Source organism: Shewanella sp. UCD-KL12 (genome assembly GCF_001957125.1).
Classification (GTDB): Bacteria; Pseudomonadota; Gammaproteobacteria; order Enterobacterales; family Shewanellaceae; genus Shewanella.
On the sequence record NZ_MPHJ01000016.1, the window covers coordinates 59,572 to 83,503 of the forward strand.

17 protein-coding genes are annotated in these 23,932 nt (G+C 43.9%); 8 read left to right on the forward strand and 9 right to left on the reverse strand.

Annotated elements, in window-relative coordinates; translation table 11 throughout:
- Positions 1-3: 3 nt before the first annotated feature.
- Entirely contained in the window at positions 4-1,164 is a 1,161-nt protein-coding gene (locus BM736_RS20410; protein WP_076415582.1) for a saccharopine dehydrogenase C-terminal domain-containing protein, read from the forward strand.
- 269 nt (positions 1,165-1,433) lie between these two features.
- Complete coding sequence (locus BM736_RS20415) at positions 1,434-2,012, forward strand: nucleoside triphosphate pyrophosphohydrolase family protein (RefSeq protein ID WP_076415585.1); 579 nt, start codon at positions 1,434-1,436, stop codon at positions 2,010-2,012.
- 605 nt (positions 2,013-2,617) lie between these two features.
- Here the strand turns inward: BM736_RS20415 and BM736_RS20420 are convergent.
- From BM736_RS20420 to BM736_RS20455, 8 genes are all read right to left on the reverse strand, one after another.
- Positions 2,618-4,498, reverse strand: coding sequence for a PIN-like domain-containing protein (locus tag BM736_RS20420; protein ID WP_076415588.1), 1,881 nt, complete (start codon positions 4,496-4,498; stop codon positions 2,618-2,620).
- A 578-nt stretch (positions 4,499-5,076) separates the two neighbouring features.
- Positions 5,077-5,634, reverse strand: a complete 558-nt coding sequence (gene cyaB, locus BM736_RS20425) for a class IV adenylate cyclase (protein WP_076415677.1) — start codon at positions 5,632-5,634, stop codon at positions 5,077-5,079.
- 131 nt (positions 5,635-5,765) lie between these two features.
- A complete protein-coding gene (locus BM736_RS20430; RefSeq protein WP_076415590.1) occupies positions 5,766-6,467 on the reverse strand; it encodes a DUF4336 domain-containing protein in 702 nt (233 codons plus the stop codon).
- Positions 6,468-6,646: 179 nt separating this feature from the next.
- A complete protein-coding gene (locus BM736_RS20435) occupies positions 6,647-7,714 on the reverse strand; it encodes a hypothetical protein (protein WP_076415593.1) in 1,068 nt (355 codons plus the stop codon).
- A gap of 94 nt (positions 7,715-7,808) precedes the next feature.
- Positions 7,809-8,369 carry a hypothetical protein gene (locus tag BM736_RS20440; protein WP_076415595.1) on the reverse strand — a complete coding sequence of 187 codons (561 nt, stop codon included), beginning with the start codon at positions 8,367-8,369 and terminating at the stop codon, positions 7,809-7,811.
- A gap of 359 nt (positions 8,370-8,728) precedes the next feature.
- Positions 8,729-9,592 (reverse strand): 4-hydroxybenzoate octaprenyltransferase, encoded by an 864-nt coding sequence (gene ubiA / locus BM736_RS20445; protein WP_076415597.1) that lies wholly within the window; start codon positions 9,590-9,592, stop codon positions 8,729-8,731.
- 87 nt (positions 9,593-9,679) lie between these two features.
- Positions 9,680-11,851 (reverse strand): DNA helicase II, encoded by a 2,172-nt coding sequence (gene uvrD / locus BM736_RS20450; protein ID WP_076415599.1) that lies wholly within the window; start codon positions 11,849-11,851, stop codon positions 9,680-9,682.
- A gap of 100 nt (positions 11,852-11,951) precedes the next feature.
- Positions 11,952-12,305: a RidA family protein gene (locus BM736_RS20455; RefSeq protein WP_076415601.1), complete on the reverse strand. Its 354-nt coding sequence runs from the start codon at positions 12,303-12,305 to the stop codon at positions 11,952-11,954.
- 294 nt (positions 12,306-12,599) lie between these two features.
- On the opposite strand from BM736_RS20455, the gene BM736_RS20460 reads away from it, so the two are divergent.
- Positions 12,600-13,523 carry a LysR family transcriptional regulator gene (locus BM736_RS20460; RefSeq protein ID WP_076415604.1) on the forward strand — a complete coding sequence of 308 codons (924 nt, stop codon included), beginning with the start codon at positions 12,600-12,602 and terminating at the stop codon, positions 13,521-13,523.
- Between the two features lie 83 nt (positions 13,524-13,606).
- Here BM736_RS20460 and BM736_RS20465 read toward each other — a convergent pair whose 3' ends face one another.
- Positions 13,607-14,146 (reverse strand): outer membrane beta-barrel protein, encoded by a 540-nt coding sequence (locus BM736_RS20465; protein WP_076415607.1) that lies wholly within the window; start codon positions 14,144-14,146, stop codon positions 13,607-13,609.
- A gap of 359 nt (positions 14,147-14,505) precedes the next feature.
- Here BM736_RS20465 and BM736_RS20470 point away from each other — a divergent pair, with 359 nt between their 5' ends.
- The 5 genes from BM736_RS20470 to BM736_RS20490 all read left to right on the forward strand — a co-directional run bounded on the left by BM736_RS20470 (position 14,506) and on the right by BM736_RS20490 (position 23,862).
- Positions 14,506-15,585: an efflux RND transporter periplasmic adaptor subunit gene (locus tag BM736_RS20470; protein WP_076415609.1), complete on the forward strand. Its 1,080-nt coding sequence runs from the start codon at positions 14,506-14,508 to the stop codon at positions 15,583-15,585.
- The gene (locus BM736_RS20475; RefSeq protein ID WP_218638775.1) at positions 15,585-18,641 is read left to right on the forward strand and encodes an efflux RND transporter permease subunit; all 3,057 of its coding nucleotides are present in this window, start codon (positions 15,585-15,587) and stop codon (positions 18,639-18,641) included. The genes BM736_RS20470 and BM736_RS20475 overlap by 1 nt, the downstream gene beginning before the upstream one ends.
- Positions 18,628-20,094 carry an efflux transporter outer membrane subunit gene (locus BM736_RS20480; RefSeq protein ID WP_076415679.1) on the forward strand — a complete coding sequence of 489 codons (1,467 nt, stop codon included), beginning with the start codon at positions 18,628-18,630 and terminating at the stop codon, positions 20,092-20,094. The genes BM736_RS20475 and BM736_RS20480 overlap by 14 nt, the downstream gene beginning before the upstream one ends.
- Before the next feature lie 226 nt (positions 20,095-20,320).
- The gene (locus BM736_RS20485) at positions 20,321-21,358 is read left to right on the forward strand and encodes an ABC transporter substrate-binding protein (RefSeq protein WP_083700414.1); all 1,038 of its coding nucleotides are present in this window, start codon (positions 20,321-20,323) and stop codon (positions 21,356-21,358) included.
- Positions 21,355-23,862, forward strand: coding sequence for an EAL domain-containing protein (locus tag BM736_RS20490; RefSeq protein WP_076415617.1), 2,508 nt, complete (start codon positions 21,355-21,357; stop codon positions 23,860-23,862). The genes BM736_RS20485 and BM736_RS20490 overlap by 4 nt, the downstream gene beginning before the upstream one ends.
- Positions 23,863-23,932 lie beyond the last annotated feature (70 nt).

Here is a 23,932-nt window from a genome sequence, read left to right on the forward strand (position 1 = left end):
GCAATGACTACTATTCACTGGCTAGGCGCCGGGCTATCATCACTTCCGGGTATCAAGAAAATCGCTCAATCTGAGCAGAAACTCATTCTGTGGAACCGAACCTTAGCTAAAGCCGAACAAGCCGTTGCCAACTTAGGGATTAACATCCCCACTAAGCAGCTCGATTGGCAGAGCCTTGAGACCGAGGTTAACCCAGGTGATGTAGTGATCTCTATGCTCCCAGCGACTATGCACCTTCAAGTCGCTGAGCTCTGCCTTGAACAGCAAGCTCACTTTGTATCAAGCAGCTATGTCTCCCCTGAAATGCAAGCACTGCATGATAAGGCTAAGGGTTTAAACCTCTGTTTTGTCAATGAAGTAGGACTCGACCCTGGGCTTGACCATCTTCTAGCTCATGCATTAATTGCCGAATATCAAGCATCTGACAAGTTCGATAAAACAAACCAGCATAGCTTCCGCTCTTACTGTGGTGGCTTTCCTAAAGTGGCGAATGAGTTCAGATATAAGTTTTCTTGGTCACCGCTTGGCGTGCTCAAAGCCCTAAAATCTCCCGCTCAGTGGACCCAAGACGGCGAGGTAAAGCGCACCGAAAGACCATGGCAAGCTTTATCTGATTTTGATATGCGCATGAGCGACGCCAGCCTTGAAACCTTTCAGGCCTACCCGAACAGAGACTCAGTGCCTTTTCACAAACAGTATGGCTTTAGTGAGGACTGGAACATTCAGGAATTTGTTCGCGGCACATTACGACTCAATGGCTGGTCTACAGCCTGGAGCGAGCTATTTGATGAAGTCGACAATGCGATCGGTGAAGCAGGGCTTGCTCGTTTAGCTAAGCTCAGTGATGAGCTATGGGACAAACATCAATACAATGATGGCGAAGCTGACCGAGTGGTATTATCGGTTGAGTTAGAGGTTAAAAATCCACAAGGCGAGCAAACAGTTTGGCACTCAAGTTATGGCATCGATGAAGCTGGCGACGAACGTGGCTCAGCCATGGCACGCCTTGTATCGCTCACCGTTGCACTGGCTATTGAATCTTTAATCGCTGGCAACCTTGCGGTCGGCGTTTCACCCGCCCCACATGACGAAACAACAGTAGGTCACTGGCTTAGCGAGATGAGTAAAATGAATGAAAAAGTGTTCCGTCATCAGCTAGTCTAGGAACATCCTTCGAAAATAGTTACCTCCTTCGCACAGTAAGTCATAGCGATAAGCAACTAGGGGAGTTCCACTCCCCTTGGCCCAATTTAAGCTAAACCTTTGTCTAGTTTGCCTTTAAAATTATTTTCACTAAGCGTACTCCACAAACGATTCGAACTTCTGATTGCAGGCGCTTTATTTTGGCTCGTCATTAAATTAAAATCACCGGTTCTCGAGACCTTATACACTCAATCTTCATAACAGCAAGCTCAGGCTTCAAGGCAGAATCAATGAAACTTACCGCACTTAGTCAGCCACTTTACGATCACCTATACCGTGACATCTTACAGTTTCGTTCTACCTTCGATCTGCCAAGCGAAGATGGAAGTACATTAGATGATAAGGCTGATACCCTGCATACCTCTCTGGCCATTGAAGAGCTTACTGAGCTTGCCGAAGCAGACAGCCGTATGGAACAAGCCGATGCTATCGTCGATTCTGTCTATGTACTAATGGGCCGCTTGGTTCACCTTGGTGCGAGTCAAGTTAGCGATCGTCTCGAAATTAGCTATGTTATCGACCTGCTGTTACACGTGGCTCAAAACCGTGAAATCGACTTCATCACCTGTTGGGATGAGGTTCATTCAAGCAATATGAGCAAGGTGTGTCGTAACGAGAAAGAGCTTGAAGAAACGATTGAGTTTTACGCTAAGCAAGGTGTTGAAATTGTTGGTAGTACTAAAGGTGACTTCATCATCGCTAAGTGTGCTAAAGATGTTGAAATGGCAGGAAAAGTTGTCCGTCAAGGCAAGGTATTGAAGTCGGTTTACTACCGTCCAGCAGACTTAGCTAAGCTAGTGAAAGCTTAGGTTTTTCATTTTTTGGACTGTTGATGTCTGATGGGTTGTTTAATTCTGACTTACTTCACTCGGCTAACTAGAATCAAAAGCACTTCGTTCGAAGTGCTTTTTTGTTTTCTGATTCCAATTTTCATATTGGGTTATTGAATTGAAAACCATAGCTTCATTGTTATCTATTGCCTGCCGCAGGCTTAAGTGCAAACACTTCTGCGACACGCTGTAAATATATCCCTATACGCTCTGCGGTTTCATCCCTGAAACCGAAGGTCACAGCCGTGTTTACACCGGATTATTCATCTCTTCGAAGTAAGATTTCATTGTACTTAAAAATAAGTCTAAGCAAGCTTATAGGTCAAAATAACCCCATTATCATAATATAAGCGGACTATATAAAAAGTTGAGTTGGCCGATAAGACAACTTAGCCGACTCATGTAATCTAATTTTATTGAGCTTCATAGTAAGTAACCACTAATGTGTGTAACACTTAGTATAACAGCTCATGAAGCAAGTCTGTATGGTCAGCAGAGTTGAACACAACTGACCATCTGTAGCTTATTCTCATCAAGATTTACCACCTCACTATTACACATTAATAGCACGACTTTACTTATATTCATGCTTGCTCTGGTTTCAATAATTTCCCCTCAGGAAGCTCAAACTTTGCCACATATGGTGGCTTCGGTTTTAGCTCACAGGTCAAAGCCCACTTAGGAATTGCAAAAGCTTCAGAAATTGTAAGCCTGACTTCGCCCAGATCGAATGTAGTTTCGGCAAAATAATCAACTCCATCAATTATCAATTCAGTACCATCAAGTAATACTGATTGAAGTATAAGAGTTGGTTCGCCCTGTTCATTTTCAGCTGGCTCAGTAACGATTTCGACCTTTTTCATTTCGGTATCACCGGGGATAAACAGGAGGCGCTCACGGTGAGCATGCAAGTGACTCCTTATAAAGGTTTTAGCTTCTAAGTAAGGTTCCTCCGTTATCAGACTTAATAGCTTATCAGCATAATCAAACTTGGCTTTATTTCGAAACTCTGAGTTGGAGTCAAAATAAACTTCGTAAAGCATCCCTGAAAGAATATGTTGAGCAGTTTCTTGCGGGAAAATAGCCAGGCGCCTATGTAATGATGCAATATATTCCATTGCTTTTTGTGAATTACCACAAGCAGCTTGATAGATATTTCTGCCTAGCACAAAGCAAGATGATGGGGAAAGTTGTTGATCTCTAAGAGTGCTAATTTTATATATTGCTGGATTCTGGCTGTACCAATTGTGACTCATTAGATCACGGATAATATTATTGATCTCAGAAGGCGCATCTACCTGATAGTTTCTGTCCTGAAGGGCCTCTTCATCGTATACATAAGCAGGATTTTCAGGTTCAGCTTCCACTGCATCCTCAGCTCCAGCTTCCACTACATCCTCAGCCACAACTTCCACTACATCCTCAGCCACAACTTCCACTGCATCCTCAGCTCCAGCTTCCGCTACATCCTCAGGTCCAGCTTCCACTACATCCTCAGCCACAACTTCCTCGGTCTCCTGTATATCAATCTGAATAGCACCCGCTAGATGAGTAAACCGAGTGGGATCCCCCTTAGAGAGACTTTCAACAAGAGTTGCAAGACTACAAATGGAAAAGTTTGAATGACCAACTTTTTGTGAAAATTCCGAAACCAACCTAGGATCAGCAATCTTGATCTCAGGTTTATTGTTGCCAATTAACTTACGATTCCCAGCTGCAAGTACTGCACGCATTTTAGGAGCATAAACCCAGTCCGATTTCTCATCATTCGTTATAAAAAGTACCTTATCAAATGTGCCTTTTGTATCTACTGATTTCGAAAGGATTTCAAACCAAATTATAAGATCACCGAAACGATTCTCACCTTTACCATTATCCTGAAAACCTGGTGGCAGACGATGTTCGAACCTTACATCTCCCTCTTTAGAAGCTCGTAAGCAAAGATTTGCAAGATCAGACTCAAGGACTACTTCAGAGAAATGATTCGTTATCTCCGCATGAATGTCACCGGGCTTAAACTGTTGCTTAAAAGCACAAGTGTACTGTTCCAACGAATCAATGGTATTGCGAAATCCTTCTAAAAATTCTGTGCGATTACCTTGAAATGAGATTTTTTTGAGCAAGTCGTCATCAACAAATAAGGACGCTGTTTCATATAAGGCTTCATACGCTTTTTTCGCCTGAGAAGGCTCTTTACTCTTATGCGTGTACGAATCAAGTTTATTAGTGGTGACACGGTTTAGGTACTCATTCGCTGCCCATCCAGGTAAGAATAGTCTTTTTTCTCCAATTATCGAATCAGACCAATAGAAGAACTCATTACGTGCGGTAGAATGAAGTTTATACAGATAGGCAAGAATATTAGTATCTATAAATACGAGAGTTTTTGGATCTTTTACTATGTCGGCCATTTCGATTTGATGCTCGTCGATGGTCTTATTGAGTTCGTGATGACCTAAGCGCACTTACTACTCCAATATTAAATGTTTTTAACAACCTAAACTATTGTTATATCAATAATATGACCTAAAAAAATAGAGCTGAGTCTCAATAGTACAACATCAAGTTTGGTGTAACTAACTTAACGATAATAGTTATTAACATTAGATTGGCTTATCAATGTGCCATAAAGGGGGTCGGTTCTAATTAGCTTATACTCCACCAAATTTACTATCCTCAACATAGAAACTTTTCGATTCATACGCGATAGAACGCCTCTAATAGCCTGCAAGTTCGATAATTCCCCGTTGGAAGTTGCCGAAGGACGTTGTAATAAATTGCGTGAGACCGACATGGATGTAGGGCTAACTTTCGGGGTACAGGATGTACCATCGGAAGTGCTAGTAATTTATACATAAGGACAAGGGTTACAACTTCGCCGGGGCCTCATGGTGGATCCAAGGAGGATAAGGACGAACAGTCCTCCTTGGCCTGGTGTGGAATGGAATTCCACAACTTTAGTTATTAGACAAAGTCTAATTATAAAGCTCAAGCGCAGCTTAGTGAGCTAACGAGAAAAGCCATTTGCAAACTTTGGGGAAACTCAAAGTCGATCACCTTCTAGTTCATGAATAAGCTCGCGATAAGAGCGAGTTTCCAGTTGTTCCGCAAACAACCCCAGTTCACTGGCTAAGGACAACAACTCCTGTCGATAGATTTCCAACTTGGACTCATCTTCAGTCATGATGGCAAGTTCAGCGAATTCACCTAAGCCTTCGAACGTATCGACTGTGAGATGAAACTTGCCAATAAAATAGATGCTACGCAGCTTTTTTACTTCCAATACCTGATGATATCCCATGGTATTGAGCATGCTTCTAGCTTTACCTACATGGTTGATATTGACGGCTTCACAGCGATCGGCTTCAGGCCCTTTAACTATCCATAGCATGATACCAGACGGCTGTATCTCTCGAATACACACTGATTTATTTTGGTTGGCTAAGCTCGCATCAGGCAAGTCAAAGTAGGTATCATGCTCCAGGTTATCTTCATGCATCACCTCAGGATTTTTGTTGGCTAACAAAGCCAAAAATTGCACTCGACTCGTTAAACGATACTTAAGCTCAACCTCATAGCGACCTTCGAAATGTTTGTTCATACTCAAGCAATTACCCATAACAGCTCAAACCCTAAGCCAGTTTCAGTTAATACGAAACCATACCTTAATTCAGCGATGAGAAGCATCGATTCAATCATGCTTTCAAAAAATGAGCACGCGAAGTAATTTGATCAATCAAACCTCTGGGTTAATCGCTCAAAGACTGCTTTAGCATCATGACTAATCACATCACCATGTGTGACCACAATTTTATCAAAGCCCCACGCTTTAATATTACGAATAAATTGCGTAAATCCAGGCTTATCTTTGATGGTAAAACCCATTTTTAGCGGTGGTGCAATACATAGGTCTTTAAACCCTAAAGGTCTGAAAACACACTTGGTCATCACACCTGCAAAACCTGAGGGACATGCATCGCTATGATTCTGAATGAGATCGGTCACCAAGAGTGACTTTGATTTTTTATGATAAAACACTGATTCGTTAAAAAAGCCTACGCCAGGCATATACTGCCGTTCAAAGTCATCACTCCAGATATTGTCAAAATGCTCATCGAGTAATTGATAGTTTGAGATAGCTATCTTTTTCGGTATGCCTGCACTCACATACATTTTTGCTTCAGGGTAGGCTTTTTTCCACTCATTTAACCAAATATTATGCCCATTACTTGGGCCGACTAAAAAGCGTACCTGACCAAGGTTATCGATAGCTGACTGTAATTCTGCGGTGAGCTTAATCGGGGAGTGCAGCCATAATCCACCACACGACAGTTTAACCACAGTCATACGCAGCCTTAGCTGAATACCACCCAGTGGCATACTATCTTCATAAGCCCAAATATCTTCACCTAGCTGCGTTAATGCTAATGTCATATCTATCCCTATGAGTACTAAAGTTAGAACTTAATCAAATGCTTAATCAAGTGCTTAAATGAATATGTAAACTTGCTCTTTAACCTACTGAGAATTTAGGTAAAAAGACAGGAGCAAATCGTAAACGTTTATGCATCACTGAACACCTACATTCACTGCTAGTATCACGGCAAGCATGCCTAAGCTAAGGCGCTTGCCTCCTGAGTCTTGATGTCGTCAGCAGTGAGCTCTTCTGTAGATCCCCTTGCTACATGATTGCGAATGTAATCGGCTAATTGATGAGGTTCTGCGACCTGTAAATCGACACTATCAACTTGCTCAGTGAGCTGACCTAGGCCGCCGAAATAGGTCTGGGGCTGCTTAAAACTTAACTTGATATTACTCGTGTCACCATAGCCAAAATGAAGGGCTTCCTTATCTTCCTTTCTTAGATAACGGTCCAACTCTACGCGACTTATATCTGTAAGGTTTACTGACATAAAACCCCAGACACTATTGTTAATCACCAGCTTGTCATCATGTCCATAGACAGAGAAATAGCGTGAGATCCGGTAATTTGCCATGACCATCACCACGCTATAACTCACGATACTAGCAAGGATAATTGCGACTAACTCACTCCATGGAGAGATAAGCAGATAGACCACACTAGCTAAAGCCAAAGTGCCTAAGGTCATCATAAACCAATGTAATCGAGAGGCAGAGCGTAACGATAAGCTGGTAATGGCATTAACATGCTTACGTGATAAGTAAGGAATTGCGTAGTACCAACTTGCAGGTTCAGATGCCATGACTAAAGCCAGTGAACGCTTCTTGTCATCTTCCTCTTGATAAGTATCTAAGATATGAACTCTTGGGTCCCCTGACAGACTTCTTGCCTGCCAAAGCGCCTTAATAATGCTGACCATCAAAAATAGCTGGATAGCTAACAATACGGCAATGATGGGATAGCGTAACCAGGCAATAAACTCGAAATAAGCGGCAACTTCAACAGGAAAGCTTAACCTGGCCATCAAGCTACTTAAGCTGAATATCAGTAGCATCTTCCATAGCTTCTGCTCACCGACCTTGATGATACAAAACCAATAAATGAAAGGTAATATCAAGAAGTAAAGCGTTGAAAAGATCCCCAGTAAGCCCTTGCTATTCACGCTATCTATGCTTTCAGGAAGAAACTGAAAGCCTAAAGAGTAACTGATAATAGCGCTCACGAGAAAAATGAGCCTGAATTTTACGCTACGCCTCATAAAGGCTCCTTGCGACTAGATGTTAACACTATGCTACATAACATCTGGTCGCTAGGACAATATTTCAACAGCATTCAGCACAATAATCCAGAATCTAGATATTGCTGACCAGCTTCTCCCTAGTGCTTTGGCTGTTCAGCTGCTCAATCTTGATGATACAGGGTGCTTTTAGTTTGAAGGTTTGCTTTTGGTACTGGTAACTCGTTTCGAACCAATGAATATAAAGTCGTAAGTTCACATCATTAGCAAAATTATTGTCACTGTAAAAGTCTCTATAACAACGTGAATTTGGCAGATAACCAGAGTGATAGAGTTTGATGTTCCTGCCATCTAGACTAATCTCGCGATAGTCTATGCCATGCTTCGCAGTATAAGGAAAATGGTATTCCCCATAATGAAACTCTCCATCGATAATTTCGATGTTTTTGCCTTGAGAAAGTAAGCTATCAAGTTGCATAGCATTCAAACGACTATGAACACATAAGCTTGTCATGCCAACGCTTGCTAGGATCACTAAGCTCCAGGAGATAAACCCCTGCTTTTTGAAGTGCGTTAAGATCAACCAGAAAATAATAAGTGCAGCGACACCTGCCGCTAAAATAAGCTCAAAGAGTTGCCACTCTCCAGCCTCAAAAGCCGTACCTGAATAGGCCATGATTCCCTCCATATAAACAACTAAATCCATTTATTTTTTGCAGTAAAATTCACTCATACCGTAAGTGAATGACCAAAGAATAAACCACTAGCACATCAAAGCTCCACACTAACTGCAACAATCGAGATGTAAGTCTAGTTTTTGCTAAAACTTGTAGTTAATTCTGCTAACTTTATTACCAAATACTAAATTTTTAACGTGTCAAAGATAGTAAAAGGTTAAGCGGGTGAGATTAATGGAGATGCTAATTAGATTAAATTAAGTATAGCGACTAATAGATGATTAGCAGGGAGGAAAGTAGAAAGTGGAAACAGAGGCTGACCTGTCAAAGCCAACCTCATCAATAATGTTCAGTAAGACTAGATTAAATAATCGATACCTAACGCGATAAACATCGACAAACCAGCCCAATTATTATTGAGAAATGCCTTAAAGCAAGGTGCGCGCTCACGACCATAGATAAGCTTCTGTTGGTAGAGGCTAAAGCCTACGAAAGTCATCACCCCTAAACCATAAACCAGGCCGCGATCTGCTGCCCAACCAGCAATGATAAAGCAAGCCAGAGCTGCAAGCTGAAATAAGCCAATGATCTGTCTATCGTACCGTCCAAACAAGATAGCCGTAGACTTAATGCCAACCTTCAGATCATCATCACGATCGACCATGGCATACATGGTGTCGTAAGCCACAGTCCAGCACCAGTTAGCAGCAAATAACCACCAAGCCTCAGCTGGCACACTACCAGTTTGTGCCGCGTAAGCCATCGGAATAGACCAGCTCCAGACGATACCGAGAAACATCTGCGGCATATTAGTAAAGCGCTTGGTAAAAGGGTAAATAATCGTCAGTATGATGCCAACAAATGATAGTTGTACTACCAAAGGGTTCAGCATCAAAACTAAACAGAAAGCCAATAACCCCATCACAGCAAACAAGCACAGCGCTTCTTTACTTGAAACCTCACCGCTCGCTATGGGTCGAGATTTGGTGCGCTCAACATGGGAGTCAAGATCTCTATCGGCATAATCATTGATGATACAGCCACAAGCTCGCATCACCACAACACCGATAATAAAGATAATCAGTACTTTAAGATCAGGCATGCCACCAGCAGCGAGAATCAGGGCCATTAAACATGGCCACATTAGCAACAAGGTGCCTATTGGACGGTCCATACGTGCAAGACGCAGATAAATATCTAGCTTTTTTTTCAAAACGCTCATACTTTAGGCTCTCCTAATACTTCTTTAGCCTTTATTCAACTAGACAGATAATATTCTGTAGGCATTATGACTGACAGCTGTAATGATTCAACAAGTTTCCAGCCGTGCATAAGCGACCACGAGCCACTTACTACCCACATCAAAAAAGTTAACTTGTACTCTAGCTTGTGGTCCACTCCCTTCGGTGCCAGTTACTTTGCCTTCACCAAACTTAGGGTGATTAACACTTTGGCCAATATTAAAACCTGAATCGTTCACCACAGTACTGCGGTTACGGCTAAATGAAGGGCTGGCACTTTGAGATGCATTGACCTGAGTTTTAAGTCGGATCTCCTCAACATGTTCAGTGGGGATCTCCTTAATAAACCGAGAAGGCCGAGCAAAGTTTTCACGACCATAAATACGGCGAGTTTCAGCGTAGGTGATATAGAGCTTCTCCATCGCACGCGTCATTCCGACATAACAGAGGCGTCGCTCTTCATCGAGTCTATCGCCCTCGTCCATGGCCATCTGGCTAGGGAAAATTCCCTCCTCAACGCCCGACATAAACACCACAGGGAACTCAAGGCCCTTTGCAGAGTGCAGCGTCATTAACTGCACCGCATCAGTAAAGGCATCCGCTTGCCCTTCGCCCGCTTCAAGGGCTGCATGGGATAGGAAAGCACTTAGCTCGCCCATATCCTCAATCTCTTCAGGCATAACAAAGGTACGGGCAGCCGTCACAAGCTCATCGAGGTTTTCTACTCTTGAGCGCGCCTTCTCGCCCTTCTCCGCTTCATACATAGCCTTGAGGCCTGACTCTCGGGTCACATGATCGGTAGTGCGATGTAGACTCATCTCTTCGGTGTCTTGCTGCATCTCAACAATCAGATCCATAAAGCCACGCACCGCATTAGCAGCACGGCCACTAAGCAGCTTCTCTTCTAAGGCACGTAAACAGGTCTGCCACAGCGTTAACTCTTGCTGCTTGGCCGTTGAACGTAAAATATCGAGGGTTCTGCCACCGATACCACGCGCAGGCGTATTCACCACACGTTCAAACGCTGCATCGTCATCTTTATTATTGATAAGACGCAGGTAACTCATGGCATCTTTGATCTCTTGGCGTTCGAAGAAGCGCAAACCGCCATAAATTCGGTATGCCAAGCCCTTATGTAGCAAAGCTTCTTCAAGTACACGAGATTGGGCATTAGAGCGATATAAGATGGCGCAACTACTGAGATCGCCGCCCATATCATGCCAGTCACTGATCCTGCCTACGATAAACCTAGCTTCATCCATCTCATTGAATGCACAATAAACAGAGATCTGCTCACCGTCTTTATCTTCGGTCCAGAGCTTCTTACCTAAACGCTCTGGGTTATTAGCAATCAGTTCATTTGACGCTTTTAGGATATGGCCGGTAGAGCGATAGTTTTGCTCAAGACGTATGGTGCCCGCTTTAGGGAAGTCCTCTAAGAACTTATGCAGGTTTTCAACTTGAGCGCCGCGCCAACCATAAATAGACTGATCATCATCACCAACAATCATCACATTAGCGCCTTCACCGGCAAGCACTCGAATCCAAGCATATTGAATCGCGTTGGTATCTTGAAACTCGTCCACCAAAATATTTTTAAATCTATCTTGATAGTGCTGCAGCACATGAGGTTTATTGAGCCACAGCTCGTGAGCACGCAGTAAGATCTCGGCAAAATCAACCAAGCCTGCTCTATCGCAAGACTCTTGATACACCTGATAAATCTGCAGCAAGTTCTGCTCGATTGGGAAACCACCAGCATCGATATGCTTAGGTCTTAACCCCTGATCTTTCTTACCATTGATGTAACCTTGCGCTTGACGAGGAGGGTATTGCTTCTCATCTAAGTTAAGGCTTTTTAAAATTCGTTTTATCAAACGTAACTGATCATCGGAGTCGATAATCTGAAAGGTTTGCGGCAAGTTCGCATCTTGGTAATGAGTTCGCAACAAGCGATGCGCTAAGCCATGGAAAGTACCTATCCACATGCGCCCCATGTTACTGCCACTCACCTTTTCCACCCGCTCACGCATCTCTGCTGCAGCTTTGTTGGTAAAGGTTACCGCTAAAATTGAATATGGACTCTGCTGTTCGACCTGCATTAGCCAGGCAATTCTATGGGTTAAAACCCGAGTTTTGCCACTACCAGCACCCGCCAATACCAACATACTGGATTGTGGTGCCCCTACGGCTTCGCGCTGTTTCTCATTCAGGCCGTCTAGTAAAGAAGATACGTCCATTCTTGCCTCCAAAAAATCAAGGGGGCAGTATAACAGGAGCAAGGGAGGAGATCCTAGACAACAGGTCCTAGGATCTAATTTCTAGACACTAGAATCTTCTTTAAGCCTTCTCAGCTGCAACAACAGATATCTCAACAAGCAGCGCCTCGCGTGCCATTTTGGCTTCGACACAAGCACGAGCAGGTGCATGGCCTTCTGGTACCCAGGCATCCCATACAGCATTCATATCAGCAAAATACTTCATATCACTAACATAGATGGTTGCCGACAAGATATGCTCACGATCGCTACCAGCTTGGATAAGCAACTCATCGACCTTCTCAAGCATAGTTGCAGTCTGCTCAGTAATGCCTTGGGTGGCATCTTTACATACCTGTCCACAAAGGTAGATGGTGCCGTTGTGCTTAACGATGCGACTCATTCGTGCTTTTGTCTCTTGTCTCTCTATTTTCATTGTTTTTCCTATTGTTAGTTTAGCCTTCGTATCTTACGGAAGTTGTAGTAAAAAGTTTAAAGCTAGATCAACTCAACATGATTCTTCCTAGTTCGTGAACAAGGATTTTGTCCTATATGTCGACAAATTAACAGCAAGTATTAATCCAGCTAATCACCACTTAAGGCTCTCTTATATTAAAACAAGTTTCAGCTAACAAAATTGAGAGATAAATGACAATATCTCTGATCATAAAATACAAACATGTAAAAATAACCTCATTGAACATGTATACAAAACAAGGCTTAGCACTCAATGAATACTAATGACTTAGATCTTTTTGTTGCGGTAGCAAAGCTAGGCAGTTTCGCTAAAGCAGCCGCCTCCTTTGATACTCGCCGCGCGCTCGTCAGTCGCCGCATCGGTGAGTTAGAGAAGCAGCTAGGCACACCGCTATTTATTCGAACGACCAGAGCCATGTCGTTAACACCGAGTGGGGAGTTATTTCTTGAGCAGGTCGAGCCCATTCTTAATCAACTATATAACGCCACTCACACGATAAAAAACCAACACACTCAAATTGAAGGAAAGCTACGCATAGGCTTACTCCCATTTGCAGATAAGTTACTGGCAACTCAAATTGCTGACTTTAGTTTTGTGTACCCACAAGTACAGCTTGATGTTTTCACGATTACTGGAGGCTACCGAGAGATAACTCGGCTGGGGTTAGACTTTGTTTTAGATGTGGGCCAACTCGATGACAGCAGTTTTATCGCTAAAAAGCTCATTTCATTCAAGCAGAAACTGTTCGCTTCCCCGGATTATTTGGCTAAAAACCCAAGCATTAACTCCATTGAAGATCTACAAGCCCATAAGCTATTAGCCTCGCGTTCTGGATCCCGCTCAGCAGAGAGGCTCATTGACAATCGATGGCATTTTACGGATACCTCTATCGACGTAAAACATAAAGTGACCACCAGTGACTTTAATTCCCTCTATAGTTTCTGTTTAGCGGGTGCAGGCATTGCTCAACTGCCTTCAAGCATAGTCTTAGAGGATCTGATCAACAAAAGACTCGTGAATGTGTTGCCAGAGCTAGAGACGGAACAGACTGATGTATATCTTATCTACCCAAGCCGTAAACATATGACCTCAGCAGCAAGACTCTTTATTGACTATATTCATCAGGCACTTGAGGGGATACAGCTAGGTGCGGTTAAGATGAGAGAGCAAAGATAATTTTGCATTGAAAAGCACATAAAAACAAAAAAGAGTATGGAGACCAGCCCCATACTCAAAAGCAGATAGGTTAGGCTATCAATTTAAAAACGGTAATCTAAAGAGAGGTAAACTTGTTGGCTGTTTTCGATTTCAATACCTGACTCACTATAGTCCTGCTCTAGGTAGCGATAGCCAAGATCTGAGGATAGGTGCTTACTCCATTTATATTGCATACCCACTTGCCCACCCCAGACAAAATCGGTTGATGCTCTTCCAGCAATCTTATTGTCATTGACCCCGGTCGTTACACCTGCAAATAAATTCACATTTTGATGTACTGGAAATAGGTAATCATAGGAGACCAACCAGCTATACTGCTCCTGCTTGTATTGGCTACCAGATGCAGAAAACTTATCTTCCATATAACCAAAGGTACCTGTGATTCTATGATGATTTTCAATGATCATCCCGATACGTCCTTGGTATGAAAGATCTTCACTGTCTTTTTTCACGGCACCAGCAATACTGTCAGTTTGATAGCCAAGCGCAGCCCCAGCAAAGTAGTCAATCTCTAATGCCTGTGCTGAAGAACAAACTAACGTCGAGCCTGCTAATAACATCATTAATTTAGTACTTTTCATCGTTGACTCCTATTGATAATAAAAAATATGAAGTCACCCAATTGATGAACTTCGATGGAGTAACTTTAAGGAAATCATCACCATAAAAGAAGCCCGTTTAAACGGACTCTTTGTACCATTAACTAATACAATCAGATGAATATTTACAGAATAGAGTCAACACGTTAACCCTATAAAAACAACTAACTTAACATTAAGGGTTCTTCTTAGTTGCGCCATCAAAGTAACCACTCAGCCTTAGTTAAAATGTCCAAAAACTGACTATTGTCTCGATTTTTGAGTCAATGAAACTACTCATATACCGCTACTCTAGACTGACAGGACTCACTATTATCTCGCCATAAACTAAGGAGATATTAATGAGCACACACAAGTACTCAGCGCTATTAATAGCAATGCTACTCAGCACTGCTTGTAGCCAAGAACAGGCTAGCGAGCCCAAGCCATCGCAGCCTATCGCTGTGATGACTATTAATCAAACCAACTTAAACCATGAATTACGCTTTACTGGCATTCTAGAGTCTCAGAAACAAGCCCAAATGGCCTTTCGCGTAGCCGGAACGCTCAATGAGATACTGGTTGAGCAAGGAGACAGAGTCGAATCAGGGCAGCTACTCGCACGTCTCGATCCCCATGATTACCAAGTTAGAGTGGCAGAGTTGGAGGCGCGAAGACGCGAAGCTAAAGCAAGCCACCAGCAAGCAATCAGTGAGTTAGAACGTAGCCAGTTTGCTCAACGTGGGGATGCGATTTCTCAAGTCTCTGTAGATAGAGCCCAAACCGCAGTCGCTCGGGCACAAGCTGGGATAGCTGTAATTGAACAAAACCTCATTCAGGCCAAGGATGCACTTAGATACACTGAGCTCAAAGCGCCTTTTAGTGGCGTGATAGGTAAAAAGAATTTTGATAACTATGAGCAGGTTGCTCCAGGATTACCCGTATTCATAGTGCATCAACCTGAGGCGCTTCAAGCCGTTATCGATATACCTGAGCGACTATTACCGCTCTTTCATCAAGGCCTAAAAACCAGCATATATCACAACAATAACTCACTACCACTGTTTGGCGTAGTCAAAGAGATCACCAGTATTCCAGACCCTATTAAGCGAACATTTAGCGCAACCATTCCGCTTAATAAGCCTGATGGTACTAGCTACCCAGGCATGGTTATCTCGGCCCGTATAGCCGATAAACAGGTAAACAAGCGGGGACTCTGCTTACCAGCAAGTGCGCTTTACACCTTAAAAAACCAGCCACATATATCAAAAATTTCAGCTGACGGTATTGAACGTGTACAGGTGGAGGTCATTAGGCAAGGCAGAGATAATAGCTGTGTCGTCGGCGATATAAACCTCAAAGATCGCATTATTGTCGCAGGTGCCGCTTTTGTACATGAAGATAGCGCTATCGATAATATTATCGATGCGGGAGTTCGATAATGAATCTCGCTCAATTTGCCATAAAACAACGCACCTTCGTCTGCTTTTTTACGGCGCTGTGTATTATCACAGGTATCTACTCCTATTTCGATTTAGGTAAACTTGAAGATCCGGCCTTTACTGTCAAAACAGCCGTTGTAGTCACCCTTTACCCTGGTGCATCGGCACAAGAAGTAGAGGAGATGGTCACAGATACGATAGAAACAAAACTGCAAGAGATGGGCTCACTCGACACCTTAAGGTCGCTATCACGTCCTGGAATGTCGATGATCTTTGTTGATCTCAAAGAATCCGTTAGCTCAAATCAGCTCCCTCAAGAGTGGGATCTGTTAAGACGTAAGGTGGCTGATATTCAACTCTCTCTGCCACTCGAGGCGCAGATCAACATAGTCCAAGATGAGTTCTCAGAAGTGTACGGTATGGTATTTGCCATCCACAGTACCGATACTGAGCCACACCAGCTTAAAACCTACGCCGAAACCCTACAACGTAAGCTCAATGAAGTCGATGGCATCAAAAAAGTTGAGCTACATGGCGCTGAGCAGCGCGTGGTTTATATCGATATTGATGATGAGAAGGTCGCCAATTTCAACCTATCTACGGCGCAGGTGTTTAATCAGATCAACAGCCAGAATATAACCTTAGATGCCGGCGGCTATGACTCAGGTATTGAGCGTATTCGCGTGTCTCAAACTGGCAGCTTTTCTAGCTTAGAAGATATCGAAAACATCACTGTTCGCTCAGGCATTAGCCAGCTATCAACAGGACTGATTCGACTCGGTGATATTGCTGATATCTACTATGGGTATCAAACACCCGCGCTTTCACAAAGCCGATTCAATGGCGAGCGAGCTGTAACAATAGCCGCAAGCCCGGTCGATGGTATCAATGTGGTCACACTCGGTGACACCATCAAAGCAGTAATCGACGATCTCCAGCAGCAGTTACCTGTAGGCGTGAAGATTAGCACTATCGCCTTTCAGCCTGATGAAGTTCAAAAATCGATAAACTCTTTCATCACTAACCTGCTGGAAAGCATCACTATCGTCGTTATCATCTTGATGTTTTTTATGGGCTGGAAAAGTGCGGCAGTGGTTGGCTCCAGCTTACTGATGACCATACTATTCACCCTGATCTATATGAATTTTGCCAGTATCGATCTACAGCGGGTTTCAGTAGGGTCATTTATCCTCGCGCTGGGCATGCTAGTTGATAATGCCATAGTGATCACCGATATGTTTGCGAGTAAGCTCAAGGCAGGCAAAGATAGACTGCTCGCAGCAACAGAGAGTGTCAGTGAAACAGCCTTACCGCTTCTTGGGGCGACCATCATTGCGATTATGGGGGCAACTCCTGTTATCTTTTCACAGACGGATGCCGCAGAGTTTGCCATATCCGTTGTTCAAATCTTAGCAAGCTCACTACTGCTATCATGGCTGGTCGCTATGACCATCACCCCGCTTATGTGTTGGGCATTTATCCGTGTAAAGCCTCAGCAAGCGGGTGATAACCTCACACCTACAGCAAAGAAGTTTAAAGCTATGTTGGTCTGGTGCGTATCAAAGCCAAAGAGCACAATAGCACTGGTTATTCCAGTGCTACTGATCACTCTAGCAGCCGTACCATTTATCAAAGTGAACTTCATTCCTACCTCAGATCGCCCTATGGTCTTCGTCGATTATTGGCTCCCTAATGGTAGCCGTATCGAGGAAGTGTCTGCAGATATGGCTGAAATTGAGAACTGGCTACTCAAACGCCCAGAAGTGGTCAATATCTCAACCTCAATCGGCGCGAGTGCTCCAAGGTTTTCAGTGACGGTAGAACCTGAGCCCCTTGATAGCAGTTATGGTCAAATCTTGATTAATACCCATGACTTTGAGGGAATAGAGAGCTTAATTCGTGACGGCAACAATTGGATAGCCAAGCAGTTCCCTCAAGCTCAACCACGATTTAGGGATCTAAAACTTGCCACCTCTGATAAGTTTAGTATCGAAACTCGCTTCTCAGGGCCTGATGCGCTGGTATTACAAGAGCTGTCATTAAAGGCTCAAGCCATTTTAGACAAACACCCCCATACCCGCTATGTCAGAGATGATTGGCGTCAAGAGAGCAAGGTGCTCTACCCTGTAATTAATCAGGAAAAGTCGCGCTTAGCGGGCATAAACCGCACCGATATCACCCTTGCACTGAAGCGAGGTAGTGATGGCCTAACCATAGGACAACTCAGAGAAGATGGCTCTCAGCTACCCATAGTGCTAAATAGCTCAAAATCTGAGATTGATGATATCGGTAATATCCCTGTTCGCTCCATCGCAGGTATTCACAGTGTGCCACTTGCCCATGTGGTCGATAGTTTTGAGATCCGTGGCGAGCAAAGCATGCTTTGGCGTCGAGATCGCGTACCAACACTCACAGTTCAAGCTGGGGTATTTGGCGACTCTATCGGTAATGTGCGCAATCAGATTGCCGCAGAGATAGAGGCGATTGCACTCCCACCTGGCTATACCATGGAGTGGGGAGGCGAATATGCCGATGAGAGAGAAGCCATCGAAGACATTATTAAGCAGACACCTAAATCATTTCTGATCATGTTGATTATTTTGGTACTGCTGTTTAATGCCTTTAAGCAGCCCGCCATCATTTTAGTCACCCTCCCCCTCGCGATTATAGGCGTGTGTTGGAGTCTGATATTGCTAGGAAAACCTTTTGGCTTTATGGCCTTAGTGGGTGCTATCGCACTATCGGGAATGATTATCAAAAATGGCATAGTACTGCTAGATCAAATTGAGCTAGAGCGTAAAAAAGGACAGCAACTCGATGATGCCATTATCAATGCCACCCTTAACCGTACTATGGCTATCTCAATGGGGGCGTTAACGACAGCACTGGGAATGATCCCTCTGCTGAGCGATCTCCTTTTCGATCAGATGGCAGCCACCATTATTGGCGGACTCGCAGTCGCGACGATTCTCTCGCTATTTATCACCCCCGCACTTTACAAGTTGGCTTTCCAACCTAAGAGATCTTCTGATGAGGTTTCAAATGAAAAAATCTAGTCTTCCTCTACTCATCTCACTGCTCACCTTAGGTTGCTCAGTGACGCCTGATTATCAGGTGAGCGAAACGATTCCAGCAGGGGCTATCTATTTACATGGGGATCTTGCCGAGCAAGGTGCTCAAATAGAAGAGCTATGGTGGAAACAGTTTGGCGATTCAGAGTTAAACCTCTTGATTGCCGATGTGCAAAATCAAAATGTGAGCATTCAGATCGGCGCCCAACGAATTAAAGCGGCCCAAGCCTATCAGACTGCAGTCTCATCCATGAAGGTTCCAACAATCTCTGCCGGAGCGAGCGCCTTCTCCTATGGTATTTCTGAGAAAGATCCGCTCCTAGGCATTGCGGTGTCAGGCATTACCAATCCGATTAACGGCCAACAGATCGAACTGTTAGACAAATCACAAGAAGCTTATGCCCTAGGTTTCAATATCAGCTGGCAAGCAGACCTATTTGGAAAGCTTGCAGCGCTTGATGAGGCAGCCAAAGTTCGCCAGGAGCAGGCGGTCATACTGCAGCAAGGTGTGATCACCTTAATTACCGCAGATCTGATCCACAACTACCTGCAGTACAGGGGGGCCCAAGAAAGGCTACAGATTGCAGAGCGCAACATTGCCGATCAGCAATCCACACTTGAACTGGTTTCAACCTTAGTTGAAAGTGGCTATGGCTCATCTCTTGACCTTTCTAGAGCAAAAGCTGCATTAGCCGCATTAAAGGCGAATAGCACTGCACTGAAAACTGCAGAGCGAGCTCACCTTTATCGTATTGCAACGCTACTTGGGCAGCATCCACGTGAATTAGTTGGTCGCTTTAACCAAGCCGCACTACCTGAAGTGACCGGTAAGATCCCACTGGGTTTACCCTCATCGCTACTCAAGCGTAGAACCGACATCGCCCTTGCTGAGCGCGAAATGGCGGCAATCAACCATGAGTTGGGCGCGAGCATAGCGGGTCGATATCCAGATCTATACCTCACAGCAAGTCCGGGTACACTGGCTGGCAATCTTGATGACCTTTTCAGCTCAGGCAGTAGCAGCTGGTTAGCAGGTATAGGTCTTAACTGGACCCTCTTTGATGGAGGACGTACAGAGGCGGTGATTGATATCCAACATGCACGCTTTAAGCAAGCAGGGCTGCGCTATCAGCAAACCGTTAATAATGCCTTCAATGAGGTAGAAACTAGCCTTATGAGTTACGGCAATAGCATGCTGTTTCACCAACAGCTAAGTGAAGCTGCATCGCATTCTCAGATTGCGGTAAATAAGGCTAAACACCTTTATAAAGCGGGGCTCATTGATCACTTACAGGTGCTCGATGCCCAGCGCCAGCAACATAGGCTTGACGATATCGAGGTGATCGCTAAGTTGAATATTGCAGCAAACCTAGTACAGCTAAATAAAGCGTTGGGAGGTGATTGGCAATCATCCCCTAAGGTGATCCCACCTGCATAGCAGGTATTTAACCAGCTACCTATTAATACCTATCTTTATCAAGATAGGTATTCCCCCTACCTGTACCGCTCTCCCATTTAGACATCTGACAAAATGTAACGGTTAGCATTAATAAAATATTTGCCTGCGAGTCTGATTATCCAGCCAATTTTAACTTTTCAACTATACTCAATCTACTCCTTGAAGAGGATATCAATTGGTATAAAACAGGAACTGGGGTGATCAAATGGATAATAGATTGATACGCTTCATGTCAGCTTTCTCACCGTTAAGCAAATTACATCAGCAGATAACACACCCGAAGCCTCAATCTCTATTTGGGCCTCTCCTTATCATACTGTTCACCCTAACGAATCTAACAGCTTGCCAGCCTACCGATGAGCCACCACTGCGCATTGCCAGTAATACGTGGCCAGGTTATGAGCCTCTCTATCTTGCTCGTAGCTTAGGTTATTATGACGATACGCAAGTCAACTTAGTGGAGATGACCTCAGCTTCAGAGGTCATTCACGCACTACGCAATCACACCATTGAAGGCGCGGCGCTCACCTTAGATGAGGTATTGACTGTGATGGAGGATGACTATCAACTCAAAGTTATCTTAATCATGGATTTCTCTAATGGTGGCGACGTTCTATTGAGTAAGCCTGAGATCACCTCTTTGTCGCAACTCAAAGGCAAAAATATCGCCGTAGAATACACTGCGGTGGGGGCGATTTTACTTAACGGCGCCCTCAACGCCGCCAACCTAAGCGCCAAAGACGTCACCATCACAGCTTGCGCTTTTGATGAGCATCAGCAGTGTTACTCTCAAGCAGATGCTGTTGTCACCTTTGAACCCAATAGGACAAATATCCTTTCACTCGGCGGCAATCAGCTTTTTGATAGTAGCCAAATTCCAGGTAGAATTATCGACGTACTGGTTGTTCACTCCTCGGCAATTGATAGCCACCCCAAATCGATACATGAGCTCATTGTCGGATACTTTAAAGCGATAGATTATTTTAATAAAAAACCTCAAGCTGCGGCTGAACAGATGAAGGCGAGACTAGGTTTATCACCCGCTGAAGTAATAGATAGTTACAAGGGGCTTCACCTACCGAGTTTGCATGAAAATGTTGAGATGCTATCGGGAAAGACGCCAAAACTTGAAAAAATCGCCGCAGAGCTGTCTAGCTTTATGTACCAAAGGAAGTTATTGAGTCATCAGGTACCTGTAGACGCCATTGCAACAGACCAATTTACCTTAGCTATTGATCAATGAGTAACATACGGACTCTTTACCTCAAATTATGGCTTCCAGGGCTTATTTTATGCACCTTTACCGCCCTCGCTGGGTTTGTCGTTTTGCAAACTTACAATGACTTAGAATCAGAGCTAATTAACTCAAGCCTAAATTTCATACGTAAAGATATCTCGGCTCTACAACGTCAGATGGAGAAGCAGCTCAGCACAAATCGGCCCCTCGAAGCCGAGCAGTCTCTATCAGCTAGGGGGGTTAACACCTTATATAAGACCCTTATTTCCCTAGATGAAACAGGTAAAATATTACACTCCACACGTTTTTCAATTAAGGGGGAGATGGCAAATGCGGTTATCCCGCAATTTGAAATCGTGCACTTCAATCAGGTACAAAAAAATAAACAGATCAGCACCCAGCTCTCTGAAGATGGTCATCAGATCTTAGTTTACTACCCACTGGTTTTATCACGGGAAGCGGATGAGATACGCCCATCTCGCACAGGGGGGATCTTCGCCATCTATGACCTTAGCCCTAAACAAAAGCAGATATGGGCCAACGTGAGTTTATTTAGTGTCCCAATAGGCCTCTTGCTCCTTATTGCCATGATCACCATTAGCCTATTCTTAAATGTTTTCGTTACCCGGCCCATTAGACACTTAGTGACTCGCTCTAAACTGCTGGCACAAGGGCAGCTTGAGGCCCGTTGCCAGATAAAAGGACAGGGAGAGATCGCCAGTTTAGGGGAAGCGTTTAACCTCATGGCGGTGCAACTAGAAGAAAGATTTGAACAGAGCAGAGCGGCAGAGCTCGCCACTTTAGAGCAAAAGCATTTAGTCACCGATATTTTAAACTCTACCGCCGAGGCCATCTATGGCATCGATATGAATGGAGAATGTATTTTTGCTAACCCGACCTGTATAAGCATGCTTGGCTATAAACATGTTGATGAGCTATTAGGCCAGAACATGCATGAATTAATACACTATAAACATGATGACTTTACCCCCTACCATGTTGTTGATTGTCCCATTTTCAACGTGCTTAAATCGGGAAAAGGCGTACATATCAATGCAGAAAAATTATGGCGAGCAGACGGTAGCGGCTTTACCTCTGAATATTGGTCTTACCCCATTGAACGTGAAGGTAAAATCATAGGCGCTGTAGTGACTTTTCTTGATACAACCGACCGAGAAAAAGCCGCTGAAGTCATTAGGCATCAAGCTCACTATGACACGCTTACAGATCTGCCCAACCGCTTTCTCGCACTAGAGCGTCTTGCCCAAATGTTAGAGGAGTCGGAGCGCTCCAATGAGAATATTGCCGTGTTATTTCTCGATCTCGATGACTTTAAAAAGATCAATGACACACTAGGCCACGAGACTGGTGACAAGGTGCTCATTGAAGCAGCTGAACGTCTATTAAATTGTATTCGAAGTGGTGACACAGTTGGCCGATTAGGCGGCGATGAGTTTATCATTCTTCTACAAGGCTTAAAGAAACCCGAAGATGCAAGACCCGTTGCAGAACACTTAATCAGTGGGTTTAGAGAGCCTTTTATCATTGGAGATCGTGAGCTTATTCTGACTGCAAGCGTAGGTATATCTATCTATCCTACCGATGGAAAGAACTCATCAGAGCTACTCAGAAATGCAGATTCGGCCATGTACCACGCTAAAGAGATTGGTCGAAATACCTACTCCTACTTCACCGATAAGATGAACCGTGAGGTCTCTAGAAGATTAGCTATTGAGGAGCAGATCCATGGCGCCTTAGAGCGTGGTGAATTTGAGGTTTATTATCAAACTCAGGTAGATATTGATAAAAATATTATTATGGGTGCAGAGGCTCTTCTGCGCTGGAACAACCCAGCATTAGGCAGTATATCACCCGATGAGTTTATTCCTATCGCCGAGCAAACGGGGGCAATCATCCCCCTAGGTAAATTTATTTTCCTTCAAGCTATAGTCGCCACAAGCCTGTGGAAGAAAAAACATCAGAGTCCTTTTAGGATTGCGATCAACTTATCACCTTGCCAATTTAGAGATCCCGATCTGGTGTCATTTATCGTAGACAGTGTTGAACAGTCTGATATGTGTGCTGAAGATATAGAGTTAGAGATAACTGAAGGCGTGCTATTAAGTGGTCACGACTATATTACCGAAGCATTAGAGCATCTCAGTACGGCTGGTTTCTCAATTGCTATGGATGATTTTGGTACCGGTTACTCATCGTTAAACTATTTACGCACTTACCCTTTTAATGTGCTAAAAATCGATCGAAGCTTTGTAAATGATATTGAGGTTGGAGCCAAAAATAAGGAGCTGATCCTCGCTATGATCGCCATGGCCCACTCATTAGGAATAGAAGTCGTCGCAGAGGGGGTTGAAACTGAGGTTCAACTCAACTATTTGAAAGATGTAAAATGTGATTATGCACAAGGGTACCTCTTTAGCCGCCCCAGTCCCGTCGTTAAATTATTACTCTCTTCACCTGAGCCCCAATGCTCACTCAAAGTGATTAAATAACTCCTCCCGTATTGCTTACTCTTTTCAGAATCAAAACAAAAGCCAAAACAAAAACGGTGCCCTGTTAAAG

Bases quoted from the DNA above. Each gene is read 5' to 3' on its own strand.
- BM736_RS20410 (WP_076415582.1), top strand. From the start codon at position 4: ATGACTACTATTCACTGGCTAGGCGCCGGGCTATCATCACTTCCGGGT.
- BM736_RS20415 (WP_076415585.1), top strand. From the start codon at position 1,434: ATGAAACTTACCGCACTTAGTCAGCCACTTTACGATCACCTATACCGT.
- cyaB (WP_076415677.1), bottom strand. From the start codon at position 5,634: ATGAACAAACATTTCGAAGGTCGCTATGAGGTTGAGCTTAAGTATCGT.
- BM736_RS20430 (WP_076415590.1), bottom strand. From the start codon at position 6,467: ATGACATTAGCATTAACGCAGCTAGGTGAAGATATTTGGGCTTATGAA.
- BM736_RS20435 (WP_076415593.1), bottom strand. From the start codon at position 7,714: ATGAGGCGTAGCGTAAAATTCAGGCTCATTTTTCTCGTGAGCGCTATT.
- BM736_RS20440 (WP_076415595.1), bottom strand. From the start codon at position 8,369: ATGGCCTATTCAGGTACGGCTTTTGAGGCTGGAGAGTGGCAACTCTTT.
- ubiA (WP_076415597.1), bottom strand. From the start codon at position 9,592: ATGAGCGTTTTGAAAAAAAAGCTAGATATTTATCTGCGTCTTGCACGT.
- uvrD (WP_076415599.1), bottom strand. From the start codon at position 11,851: ATGGACGTATCTTCTTTACTAGACGGCCTGAATGAGAAACAGCGCGAA.
- BM736_RS20455 (WP_076415601.1), bottom strand. From the start codon at position 12,305: ATGAAAATAGAGAGACAAGAGACAAAAGCACGAATGAGTCGCATCGTT.
- BM736_RS20460 (WP_076415604.1), top strand. From the start codon at position 12,600: ATGAATACTAATGACTTAGATCTTTTTGTTGCGGTAGCAAAGCTAGGC.
- BM736_RS20465 (WP_076415607.1), bottom strand. From the start codon at position 14,146: ATGAAAAGTACTAAATTAATGATGTTATTAGCAGGCTCGACGTTAGTT.
- BM736_RS20470 (WP_076415609.1), top strand. From the start codon at position 14,506: ATGAGCACACACAAGTACTCAGCGCTATTAATAGCAATGCTACTCAGC.
- BM736_RS20475 (WP_218638775.1), top strand. From the start codon at position 15,585: ATGAATCTCGCTCAATTTGCCATAAAACAACGCACCTTCGTCTGCTTT.
- BM736_RS20480 (WP_076415679.1), top strand. From the start codon at position 18,628: ATGAAAAAATCTAGTCTTCCTCTACTCATCTCACTGCTCACCTTAGGT.
- BM736_RS20485 (WP_083700414.1), top strand. From the start codon at position 20,321: ATGGATAATAGATTGATACGCTTCATGTCAGCTTTCTCACCGTTAAGC.
- BM736_RS20490 (WP_076415617.1), top strand. From the start codon at position 21,355: ATGAGTAACATACGGACTCTTTACCTCAAATTATGGCTTCCAGGGCTT.